8 protein-coding genes are annotated in these 11,600 nt (G+C 71.8%); 3 read left to right on the top strand and 5 right to left on the bottom strand.

From position 1 onward, the window contains the following. The coding region (locus FF041_RS24830; protein WP_153524880.1) for an amidohydrolase family protein at positions 1-1,132 on the top strand (1,132 nt) is incomplete at its 5' end. A 151-nt stretch (positions 1,133-1,283) separates the two neighbouring features. Here the strand turns inward: FF041_RS24830 and FF041_RS24825 are convergent. Both FF041_RS24825 and FF041_RS24820 read right to left on the bottom strand, forming a co-directional pair. Beyond that, the gene (locus FF041_RS24825; protein WP_153524879.1) at positions 1,284-2,837 is read right to left on the bottom strand and encodes a radical SAM protein; all 1,554 of its coding nucleotides are present in this window, start codon (positions 2,835-2,837) and stop codon (positions 1,284-1,286) included. A 418-nt stretch (positions 2,838-3,255) separates the two neighbouring features. Beyond that, positions 3,256-4,149: a helix-turn-helix domain-containing protein gene (locus FF041_RS24820; RefSeq protein ID WP_153524878.1), complete on the bottom strand. Its 894-nt coding sequence runs from the start codon at positions 4,147-4,149 to the stop codon at positions 3,256-3,258. Positions 4,150-4,422: 273 nt separating this feature from the next. Between FF041_RS24820 and FF041_RS24815 the strand changes: the two genes are divergently transcribed. Together FF041_RS24815 and FF041_RS24810 are read left to right on the top strand one after the other, a co-directional pair. Further along, on the top strand, positions 4,423-7,992 hold the full coding sequence (locus FF041_RS24815) for a S8 family serine peptidase (protein ID WP_323392628.1): 3,570 nt from the start codon (positions 4,423-4,425) through the stop codon (positions 7,990-7,992). Positions 7,993-8,274: 282 nt separating this feature from the next. Next, on the top strand, positions 8,275-9,186 hold the full coding sequence (locus FF041_RS24810; protein WP_153524877.1) for a TIGR03620 family F420-dependent LLM class oxidoreductase: 912 nt from the start codon (positions 8,275-8,277) through the stop codon (positions 9,184-9,186). 153 nt (positions 9,187-9,339) lie between these two features. On the opposite strand, the gene FF041_RS24805 is transcribed toward FF041_RS24810, so the two are convergent. The 3 genes from FF041_RS24805 to FF041_RS24795 all read right to left on the bottom strand — a co-directional run. After that, a complete protein-coding gene (locus tag FF041_RS24805) occupies positions 9,340-9,873 on the bottom strand; it encodes a flagellar hook-length control protein (protein WP_153524876.1) in 534 nt (177 codons plus the stop codon). 105 nt (positions 9,874-9,978) lie between these two features. Next, positions 9,979-11,022: a S66 family peptidase gene (locus FF041_RS24800; RefSeq protein WP_153524875.1), complete on the bottom strand. Its 1,044-nt coding sequence runs from the start codon at positions 11,020-11,022 to the stop codon at positions 9,979-9,981. 76 nt (positions 11,023-11,098) lie between these two features. Continuing rightward, positions 11,099-11,600, bottom strand: a 502-nt coding sequence (locus FF041_RS24795; RefSeq protein ID WP_194292165.1) for an AEC family transporter, incomplete at its 5' end; no start/stop codon positions are given.

Raw genomic sequence — 11,600 nt, 5'->3', positions numbered from 1 at the left:
CGGCGGCACCCTGCTCGACCCGCTGACCGGCCGGGTCACCGAGGACGCCGTCGTCGTCATCGAGGACGGCGCGGTACGGGCCGCGGGCGCCCGCGGCGCGACCCGCCGCGACGCCGCCGCCGTACGGGAGAAGGCGCGGGTCGTGCACGCCGACGGCCGCTGGGTGCTCCCGGGCCTGGTCGACGCCCATATCCACCTCAGCACCCACGCCGAGGCGCACCGGGCGCTCCGCCTCGGCGCGACCAGCGTCCGCAGCGGATCCACCGCCTTCTACCAGGACATCGCACTCCGGGAGCTGGCGCGCTGGGCGCCCGACCAGGCGCCGAGGATGCGGGCGGCGGGCGTCTTCGTCACGCCGAAGCCCGGTGACACCCTGCTCGCCGACCCGGACCTCGCGCCGCTCCTCCGTCTCAAGGACGGGATACGCACGCCCGAGGCGCTGCGGCGGATGGTCGAGGTCAATCTCTCCCGGGGCGCGGACGTCATCAAGACCCGCGTGAACGAGCGCGCGGGCTCGCCCACGGAGAACCCGCTCACCCAGGTGTACGACCGCGATCAGCTCTCCGCGACCGTCGCCGCCGCGCGGCGCGGCGGTGCGACCGTGCTCTGCCACAGCTACAGCGAGAAGGGCGTCCACGACGCCGTGCTCGCGGGGGTGCACAGCATCGAGCACGGTGTCTATCTCGGCGAGCGCACCATGCACCATATGCGCGAGCGCGGCACCTTCTTCACCCCGACCCTCGCCGCCATGGCATCGCTGGCGGCCGACCCGGATCCGGTTCTCGCCGAACGCGGTCGCGTCTTTCTGCCGATCGCGCGGCGTGCCGTGCTCAGGGCGTTCGAACTGGGCGTTCCGATCGCCGCCGGAACCGACTCCTCGGGCGGGGCGATCGACCCGATCGGCCGGGAGGTGGAGCTGATGCGCGAGGCGGGTCTGCCCGCCCTCGACGCCATCCGCACCGCGACCACGGGCGCGGCGCGGCTGATCGGCCTGGAGCGCGGCGCGGGCCGTCTCGCCCGGGGGTTCCGCGGCGACGCGGTGCTGGTCGACGGGGACCCGCTGAGCGATGTGTCCGTTCTCAAAGCACCGAGCACGGTGATCGGTTACGGAATCCAGGTCAGCGACGACTGACCTGGCGGGGATTTCGGCCGGCGGCTGACCCGGTACGGGTTCCGTGGCGGCCGACCCGGTGGGGCGGCGGGCCCGTCCGCCGCCGCCTTGTCACCTTGGCGCCCGGTCACCTTGGCGCCCTGTCGCCCTGCCGCGCGGCCGGGCGCCGGTCTCAGTAGTCCTTGGGGATCGCCGCGTTCAGCGCCGCCCGCCGCGCCGCCAGATTGCCGGTGTCGAGATCCGCCACCAGACCGGGGGCGTAATGGGCGGTGATCTCGCGGAAGGCGCCGAGCGTGTGCTCGTCCATGATCTCGGCGCCGGGCCGGGAGACCGGGACCGTCAGATAGCTGCGGACCCGGCCGAGTTCATGGGCGTGCATGCTCATGTCGACGGCGTAGTGGTTCACCATGAGCCGCATCGCCGGGTCCGGGTGCGAGATCTCGTTGGCGAGGGTCTCGAACCCGAGGTTCAGGAAGTAGTCGGGCTCGTCGAGAAGCCGGAGGTGTTCCGCCGAGCCCCGCCAGCCCTTGCGGTTCCAGTTGGCGTTGCCGGGGATCTCGTTCTTCGCGGGGAAGCCCCGGTACTCCGAGGAGGGGAAGGTCTCCAGCAGCAGACCGCAGAGCGCCCGGGTCTCGGCGAGCGTCTCCTCGGTGTCCTCGGGTATCCCGAACACATAGAGGATCTCCGGGGTCAGACTGTTCTCCTCCATGTGCTGGAAGGCCGTGATCAGATCGGAGCGCAGGGTGTCGGCGTGCTTGCGCATCGCGCGCAGCACCTCGACGGAGGCCGCGCCGTCCGCGCCGAAGCCGAACCGGTCGAAGCCCGCGCGCAGCACCAGATCGCGCACGTGCTCGGAGCGCATCGCCGCGTTGTAGGAGTCGGCGCGGGTCAGTGCGTGCATCCCGATGTCCAGGTCCGGATAGCGCTCCTTGAGCTCGATGATCGATTCGAGCTGTCCGGTGAGCTGATCGAGATCGCCGCCCGGCAGCCCCTGCTGAAAGAAGTCCAGTGAGGTGCAGTAGAGATACAGCGATGAGACGCCGAAGCGGGTCGCGAGCCGGCAGGCGGTGTCGAAGTGCGCCCGGACATTGAAGAACGACTCGCGCCGCCGGGTCTGCGCCCCGCAGAAGCTGCACCCGAACAGACAGCCCTGGCTGAACGGCAGGGTCATCTCATGGGCGAGATAGACCCGCAGATCCGGTTCGGGGAGCCGGTCGAGCTGACGCTGGAGATCGATGTCCATCGCCCCGGGCAGACCGGCCAGCGCCTGCCGGTCGGTCTTGTGCGCACCGGGGAAGATCCGCCCGAACTCCTCGCGGGAGAGCCGTTCGATTCCCTGCCCGCCGATATGCACCCGTGCGGCGGGCAACTCGCGGTCGACGGTGAGATACCGGTGCACATGGGCGGCCGGGGTGATGTTCTGGGCCCCCATGACGGAGATGCCGAAGGAGTCGTACCCCTCCAGGTCCGGATGCTCGCGTAGATCGTGGAGCTGGCAGTCGAAAAGAGTCGGCTCGGCGAGCCCGTGCGTCTCCAGCAGCTCGGCGGCGTAGAGCGGCGCGACGGGCAGGAAGGGGAGCCGGTCGGGGGAGAAGAGGGCGTCCCCGGTGAGGTAGTTGTCGTGGACATAGGGCGGGTGGATCATCAGCGTCCGGCCGGTCGGCACGGGGGAGTCGCCGAGCGGGGCCGGGGTGAGGACAAGTCTGCCGGGCGGGGAAGAGGCCACGTACGCCCTCCAGAAGGGGCTGGTGTCCGGTACGTCTGGGAGCGGCGACGGGCGTTCGCCCGGTCGGGGCACCGCGTTGGTATCACCGATACTCCGTGCGAACGGCCGAATCCGTACAGGAGCCTTCCGGCCATCGGAACCGAGGGCGCGGGACCGGCCGGCCGCTTCCCACCGGGCGGACGCCGAAGCCGGTCATGAGCGTGGGCGGGCTGGACGGCCTCCCCCGTGACCGGGGCCGGTCCCGCTCACGGGGCTGGCCGGAAATGACCCCTGACCGCCCCGCACCTCTGGGCACGGAGCGGTTCCGGGACCCTGCTGATTCCGCTGCCCACGGCTGCGACGGCGACCCGGACCCCGCCCGGAGCGCGCCGGACCGCGGGCGCTCTTCCGCGCGGACCGGCCGCCCCCGGCGGCGGCCTCAGAGGCCCCGCGAGGCGGACGGCGACGGCATCGGCATCGGCTTCACCAGACTGTCGCCGTCGCTGTCCACGCAGACCTCGAACGTCTCGTAGGTGAAGCACACCTTGGCGTAGCTCGGAACCTTCTGGGGCAGCATCGAGGTGTACAACGTGCCCGCCGGGTCCACCGAGTCCTTCAGCAGCTCATCGCCCGCCATGTACAGGGTGCCGCCGCCGTCCGTCCGCACATAGGCGGCAACGACTTTCGTCCTGCGCGGATGGACCGCCTGCGCCCAGATCGCCTGACAGGACGGGCTGCGGAACAGCTCCAGCTTTCCCGACTGGTGGTCGACGGAGCCCAGCTTCCGCATATCGCGGAAGCATCCGTACGGCTCGGGATGCCGGCCCTTGCACTCCTCCCCCCGGCACTCCTGCCTGGTCGGTCCCGGGGTGCCGCGAGGCGTGGAGCCGTCCTGAGCGTCTGTCCTCCGCGTCTCCGCGCCCGCCCTCCCCAGCAGATAGGCCGCCACCGCCACCGTCACGAGCGCCAGGGCCATCGCCGCGGCGATGACGGAACGGCCCCGGAGCGCCGGAGCGGAGCGCGGCCGTGGCTCCACAGCGCCGTTCGGCGGTCGGTCGACGCCGATACGCGACCAGATCTCCAGCCATACCCCCAGATCCCGGTCTTCCCCGCACGCGCGCAGAAAGGCCACCACCACCTCGGCGCGCGGCAGCGTGTCCTGGCGCAGCGCCTGGGCCAGGGTGCTGCGCGCCAGCACCTCTCCCCGCTCGGCCGCCCGCTCCTCCAGTTGCCGGAAGGTCAGACCCGATTCCTCCTTGAGCCGTCGCAGCAGCGCGACGTACTCGGCGGAACTGCGTACACCCCGTGGCGTGAATTCCCCGTGTGCCCCCATTCAGACATCCTCGCCGAGCCGTGCGGCGAGGAGCAACATCCCTTCCGGCCGTGCCCGGACGACGGCGGACCGGTGCGAACGGCGGCCGAGTGCGCACCCTGACGCGACCGCGCCGGGAATGCCCTCTTGTTGCGCGGGTGTCCGCTGTTCCACCATGGCGAGCGGTTCTTGACCCGTCCATGGCGATGGGTGGGGTGAACCGCACCTGAACCACGCACGTTTCCTGCACTTCCTCCGGCGGGTACGCCCGCCGCCAGCGCAAAGGGAGACAACGTGGCACGACGTACGTCCCGAGGCATCAGACGCACCAGACGATTCGGCCCGCTGCGCACCGCCTGCGCCGCGCTGACCGCGCTCGTCCTCTTACCCCTGAGCGGGGGGCAGGCACTCGCGGCGACCGCCCCCGAACCCCCGCCCACCGCGGCCGAGCGGAAGATCGAACCCAAGCTCGCGGCCCAGCTCGACGACGGCAAGACCGTCTTCTGGGTCTATCTCGACAGCGCGGCGGATCTGACCGCGGCCACCCGCGCGAAGACCAAGACGGCCAAGGCGAAGGCCGTCTACGAGACCAAACGGGACCACGCCCGGCGCACCCAGGCCGAGCTGCTGGGCGCCCTGGACAGGATGCGCGCCGACTACACCTCGTACTGGATCGTGAACGCCGTACGCGTCGTCGGCGGCGCCAAGCTGGCCGAGGCCATCGCCCAGCGCTCCGAAGTCGCGCGCATCGACGCGGACGACCGGCTGTCCATCCCCAAGCCCGTCGAGGGCGACCGGGAGCACACCGTCAACGCCGTCGAATGGAACATCGACCGGATCAAGGCCCCCCAGGTCTGGGACCAGTTCGCCGTACGCGGCGAAGGCGTCGTCGTGGCCAACATCGACACCGGCGTCGACTTCCGGCACCCCGCGGTCGACGAGCAGTACCGGGGCCGCGCGGCGGACGGCTCGTACAGCCACGCCTACAACTGGTTCGATCCCGCGAACGTCTGCGCGGGCGACGACCCTTGCGACAACAACGACCACGGCACCCACACCATGGGCACGATGGTCGGCGACGACGGCGCGGACAACAAGATCGGGGTGGCCCCGGGAGCCTCCTGGATCGCCGCCAAGGGCTGCGAGACGAGCTCCTGCTCCCAGGCGTCGCTGCTCGCCTCCGGTCAGTGGATGGTGGCCCCCACCGATCTGAACGGCCAGAACCCCCGGCCCGATCTCGCCCCCGACATCGTCAACAACTCCTGGGGCAGCACGGCCCACAACCCCTGGTACAAGGAGATCGTCAACGCCTGGCGGGCCGCGGGCATCTTCCCGGCCTTCTCCAACGGCAACGCCGGGCCCGGCTGCGCCACCAGCGGCTCGCCCGGCGACTACGTAGCCTCCTACAGCTCGGGCTCCTTCGACGCCAACAACGTGATCTCCAGCTTCTCCTCGCGCGGCGCGGGCGACGAGGGCGGCATCAAGCCGAATGTCGCCGCCCCCGGCTCCAATGTGCGCTCCTCCGTCCGCAGCGGCGGATACGCGTCGCTCTCCGGCACCTCCATGGCCTCACCGCACACCGCCGCCACGGTCGCCCTGATCTGGTCGGCCTCCCCGTCGCTCCACGGCGACATCGCGCAGACCGAGGCGCTGATCGACCAGACCGCGGTGGACGTGGACAGCACCGGCTGCGGCGGCACCCCCGCCGACAACAACGTCTTCGGCGAGGGCCGGCTCGACGCGCTCGCCGCCGTCCAGGGCGCCCCGCGCGGACCCGTCGGCGCGCTGTCGGGCACGGTCACCTCCGGCGGCTCGCCCGTGCCCGGAGCCCGGGTCGTCGCCGACGGACCCATCGACCGCACCGCCGTCACCTCCGCCGACGGCGGATACTCCTTCCCGGCCCTGTCGGCCGGTGAGTACGCGCTCGCGGTCTCCAAGTTCGGCTACGCCACCGGATCCGCGAACGCGACCGTGACCGAAGGGGGCGCCGCCACCCGCGACGTCGACCTGACCCAGGCCCCCTCGGCGAAGATCTCCGGCACGGTCGTCTCACCCGCCGGACCCGCCGGGGGAGCGACGGTCACCGTCTCCGGCACCCCCGTGACCACCACGGCGGACGCCGAGGGCCGTTACGAGCTGACCCTGCCGCACGGCGAGTACGACCTCCGCGCCTCCCACTCCTCCCGCTGCCTCAGCCCGGGGAGCGTCCGGATCAACGTCGTCGCGGACGCCGCCGTCCGGATCGACCTCCAGGAGCGGGTCGACTCCTTCGGCCATGTCTGCGCCACCGGCAGCCGCGCCTATGTGCCCGGCGACCGGCAGCTGGCCCTGACCGGCGACAACACCACCGAGCGGGTCGAACTGCCCTTCCCCGTACCGCTGTACGGGAAGAACTACAGCGCGGCCCATGTGGGCACCAACGGCACGGTGAGCTTCGGCGGAGCGCACACCAGCGACACCAATGTCCAGATCCCCAGCACGGCCACCCCGAACGCGGCGCTGTACCCGTTCTGGGACGATCTGATGCTGATCGGCGAGGGCTCCGGCGTCTTCACCGGGGTCGTGGGCACCGCGCCGCACCGGTCGTATGTCGTGGAATGGCGGAACATCGCGCACTGGTCCGCCCAGTCCGACCGGTTCTCCTTCTCGGCGCTGATCGGTGAGGACGGCCGGGTCTCCTACCACTACAAGGGCACCACGGGCGCCGGTCTCAAGGCTGGATCGGGCGCGACGGTCGGAGTGGAGAACGCGACCGGTACCGACGCCTTCCTCTACTCGTACAACGCCGCCTCCCTCAGCGACGGACTGTCGGTGTCCTTCCGCACCGACCGGAAGGGCGTGGTCCGCGGCACGATTCTCGACGCCAACGACGGCAAGGGCGTCGAGGGCGCGACGGTCACCGTGGGCGCCGGCCAGTCGGCGGTGACCGCTGTCACCGGCGCGGACGGCGGCTATCTCGCCCAGGCGCCGACCGGCGACCAGCCCGTCACCGTGGCCGCCGCCGCGTACCAGCGGGTGGAGACCACCGTCAAGGTCGGCGCGGACAGCGTCGTCGCGCTCGACGAGTCGCTCAAGACCGGCAAGGTCTCCTCCTCGCGGAGCGCGCTCGACATCATCGCCCCCGGGGACCAGCGGCGCACCCGCACCCTGGAGCTGTCCAACCCGGGCTTCGGCACCTCCTACACCGTCGCCGAGGACGCGCCCTGGCTGTCCGTCAGCCCGGCCGCAGGTGAACTGGCGACCGGGGCGAAGCAGCCGCTGACCCTGTCGGCGGACACCGCCGGTCTGACGCCGGGCACCGTCCTCACCGCCGATGTCCGCGTCGAGTCGCAGAGCGGCCGTACCCCGGTGCTGACGATCCCGGTCAAGATCGTCGTACCGCGCTATCAGACCGCGCTGGACTCCGGGGCGAACGCCGCCGCGGTGGACGGCCTCGGCGACACCTGGACGCCGGACCGCCGGTACACCAGCGGATCGTACGGCTACCAGGGCAGCACCTCGGCCAAGTCCACCACTCGGACCATCAGCGGCACCGACGACCAGCGGCTCTTCCGTACCGCCCGCGACGGCATGTACGAGTACCGCTTCGACCAGGTGCCAGGTGGTGTCTACACGGTGGAACTCGGCTTCGCCGAGCTGTCCGGCACCCGGCCCGACCAGCGGGTCTTCGATGTGCTCGTCGAGGGCACCGAGGTGCTGCCCGCCATGGACATCGCCCTGGAGGCGGGGGCGTCGTACACGGCGGTGCAGCGCTCCTACACCGCCACCGTGACCGATGGAACGCTCAATGTGCGCTTCGTCGGGACCAAGGGCAAGCCCCTGGTCAACACGGTCCGGGTGACGGAGCGTCCCGACAAGAGCTGACGGACGATCCGAGCGAACGGGCGGCTCATACGGCTCATACGACCCATACGGTACGAGCCGTATGGGCCGCCCTCCCGCCGGGCCCGACCCGGGCCGGCCGCGCGGTCGGCGGAGCGGCATACCGCCCGGCCCCGTCAGCCCGGCCGCCGGCACCACGGCAAGCGGGTCGGCTGAATGTCGCACGACGCTCGGCGCCGGCGCTGAGTAGGGTCGGCACAGCCGGCGGGGGCGGGCGGAATCCGCCGGTGAGACGGTCCCCCTCCGCCCCGCACGGAGGTGGATATGACCTTGCATCAGCCGCTGCCCGGCCTCGGACGGGTCGGGCTCTTCTGCGGAACACTGGACCAGCTGTCCGTCGGCCATCTGCGCGACACGGTCGCCGAGATCGACGAACTCGGCTACGGCACGCTGTGGTGGAGCGAGGCCGTGGGACGGGAGACGTTCACCCAGGCGCTGCTGGTGCTCGGCGCCACATCACGGCTGGTGGCCGCCACCGGTATCGCCAATGTCTGGGCCCGGGACGCGACAGCGGCCAACGCCGCCGCCCGGACCCTGATCGAAGCCCACCCCGACAGGTTTCTGCTCGGGCTCGGCATCAGCCACGGGCCGCTCATCGACTCCGTACGCGGCGAGGGCCGGGTCTACGAGAAGCCCCTCGCGCGGATGAGCGCCTACCTCGACGCCATGGACTCCGCGGTCTACACAACCGCCGGATCCGAGCTGCCGCGCCCGCCCCGGCTGCTGGCCGCGCTCGGGCCGCGGATGCTCGACCTGGCCCGGGAGAAGGCCGAGGGAGCGCTCACCTATCTCGTCACCCCCGAGCACACCGCCCGCGCCAGGGCCGCCCTCGGGGCCGGAAGCCTGCTCGCGGTCGAACAGGCCGTGGTGCTCACCGCCGACCGCGAGACCGGGCTGCGCCGGGGCCGGGCGCACCTGGAGTTCTATCTGGGCCTGCCGAATTACCTCGACAACCTCAAGCGTCTCGGCTTCACCGAGGCGGACTTCGCGGACGGCCTCAGCGACCGGCTCGTGGAGGCGCTCGTGGTGTGGGGCGACGAGGACGCGGTCCGCGCGGCGGTCACGGCCCACCGCGAGGCGGGCGCGGACCATGTCTGCCTCCAGGTGCTGGGCGAGACCGCTCAGGATCTCCGGCTCGACGATCTGCGGACGCTCGCCCCGGCGCTGCTGAGCTGAGCGGACGCGCGCCTCGGCGCGGCGAGCCGACCGGCCGACCGGACGCCCGCCCCGGCGGTGTGGGCCGACCGGCCGCTTGCCCCCGCGGTGCCGAGCCGAGCGGACACCGCCGGGGCACGAGGGCGCGGGGCCGGAAGTCGCCGGCCGCGCGCCTCAGCTCCAGGGGTTCGTCGGCTGGTCGTTGATCGCCGTCCAGAAGCGCGTCCCCAGCGGCACGTCCCCGTAGGCCCAGTAGCTCCAGCCGCCGGAGTGCTCCAGCGCGGGTCCGTACCGTCCGTCGTGGAATTCGGCCATCCGCCAGCCGGCGCCGAGACTGTTCGCGCACACCCCGTCCGCGAGAGCGCGGCTGGTCAGCCTGTTCCCCCGGATCGGACTGGTCGCCGCGACCTGGCCGCGCGCCCAGCCCGCGTAGAAGTCGGGGGTGATGCCCGCCGGGACGGGGCTTCCGGTGATCTTCAGACAGAGCAGCGGAAGGGACGCCGTCGTCGGGGTGTCGCCCGTGTAGGGGTTGCTGAGCGGACCGCCGCCCACGCGGACCGTGCCGCTCGGGCCGTCGCCGAGGAGCGTCCAGGTCATGGCCGTCGCGGCGGCCGGGGCGGGAGGGGCGGCGGACGCGGGGGCCGCGGTCGTCGCCAGGGCCGCCACGACGGCGGCACAGAGAGCCAGACCTGACGTGAATCTGTGCAAGGGGGTCTCCTCACCGGGGTGATACTCACGTGATATGCCTCACCGTTGGTGGATTCTTCACGTGTTTCACCGGTTCTCCATAGACGAGAACCGGTCAGGGCGTCGTCAGTATGTGACGGAGATCCGGCGAGCCGGACCGTCCACCCGGATCCGTCCCCCCACCGGAATCACCTGCTGCGGGTCGGTGTGGCCCAGCTCGACGTCGAACACCGCCATGGCGTCGGGGGCGTACTCGCGCAGCGCGCGCAGCACCGCCGCCCGCTGCCGCTCGCGGTAGCCGGCCCGCTCCGGGGAGCCGAGCGGCTGTTCGAACGACCAGCTCTTCGCCCGCCCCATGAGCAGCGCGGGGAACTGCCGCAGCAGTCCGCGCTCGCCCATGCTCCGCAGAATCCAGTAGACCTCCCGATCGCTCGGCATGTCCTCCGAGGTCTCCAGGAAGAGCACATGTCCGCGGTACTCCTCGGCCGGCAACACCTCCCGGCCGGCCATCAGCAGCCAGGAGAGCACCTCCAGATTGCCGCCCCAGCCGGGACCTTCGACGGTGCGGTCCCCCTGGTGCCAGAACCACCCCTCGGCGGGTTCCGTCCCGGGCTCGCCGTCGAAGGTGCGCGGGTCGTCCCAGGGGCGGTCGACGTCTCTGTAGTCGTCGGAGGGGGAGAGCTCGTACTCACCGGAGGTGAAGAGCGCGGCCCGCAGCGAGCGCTCGGTCAGCGGATGCAGCGCGCCGGGGCGGCCGAGCTCGGCCATCACCGTGCCGCCGTGATAGGCGACGATGCCCAGATTCCGCAGGAACAGCAGGAGATTGGTGCAGTCGCTGTAGCCGAAGAACGGCTTGGGGCAGGCCCGGATCAGTTCGCGGTCGAGGTAGGGGAGGACGGTGATCTGGTCCTCGCCGCCGATGCTGGAGACCACCGCCTTCACGGCGGGGTCGGCGAAGGCCGCGTTGACGTCGGCGGCCCGCTGCCGGGGAGTCGCCCCCATCGTGCGGGTCGTCGGATACTCGGCCACCCGGAGGCCGAAATCGTTGCGCAGCCTGCTCAGCCCCAGTTCATAGGGGAGGGGGAAGAGCCCGGGCAGACCCGACGAGGGGGAGATCACCGCGACGAGATCGCCGGGGCGGGGCTTGGGGGGATGAAGGGCGACGTTCATCGGATGATCTTAGGGGTGGACGGATTCCGGCCCGTCAGGTTTTCCGCGCCCGCCGCCCCGGCCCCGGCCCCGCCGCTCAGACCATGTGCAGCGCGAGCGGCAGGGTGATCAGCGCGATGACCGTCTGACCGGCGGTGATCGCCGACATCAGCGGCGCGTTCCCGCCCATCCGGCGGGCCAGGACATACGCGGACGCGGCGGTGGGCAGCCCCTGGATCAGCACCACCGCGGTGGCCGCCGTTCCGCCGACGCCCCAGAGCCGGCAGAGCCCCGCGGCGAGCAGCGGCAGCGCCACCAGCTTGGCGGCCGTGGACACCGCCAGCGCTCTGGTGACCTTCGGATGGCTGCGCCAGGACAGGGCCGCCCCCACACAGATCATTCCGCAGGCGAGCGCCGCGTCGCCGAGCACGTCCGCGGTACCGAGCAGGGCGGCGGGGACGGGAAGCCCGCTGAGGTTGACCACGAGCCCGGCGGCGCAGCCGAGGATCAGCGGATTGGCGGCCAGCTGGCGCGGCAGCGACCCCATCCCCCCGGCGCCGCTGCCGTGGCGCACCAGCACGGCCACACAGACGACGTTC

Source organism: Streptomyces jumonjinensis, from assembly GCF_009600885.1.
GTDB lineage: Bacteria > Actinomycetota > Actinomycetes > Streptomycetales > Streptomycetaceae > Streptomyces > Streptomyces jumonjinensis.
Note: the sequence above shows the minus strand (reverse complement) of the source record. Positions and strands in the feature narration are given on the sequence as shown.

Excerpts from the sequence above, each read along its gene's own strand:
- FF041_RS24820 (WP_153524878.1), bottom strand. The coding sequence starts at position 4,149 with ATGGGGGCACACGGGGAATTCACGCCACGGGGTGTACGCAGTTCCGCC.
- FF041_RS24810 (WP_153524877.1), top strand. The coding sequence starts at position 8,275 with ATGACCTTGCATCAGCCGCTGCCCGGCCTCGGACGGGTCGGGCTCTTC.
- FF041_RS24800 (WP_153524875.1), bottom strand. The coding sequence starts at position 11,022 with ATGAACGTCGCCCTTCATCCCCCCAAGCCCCGCCCCGGCGATCTCGTC.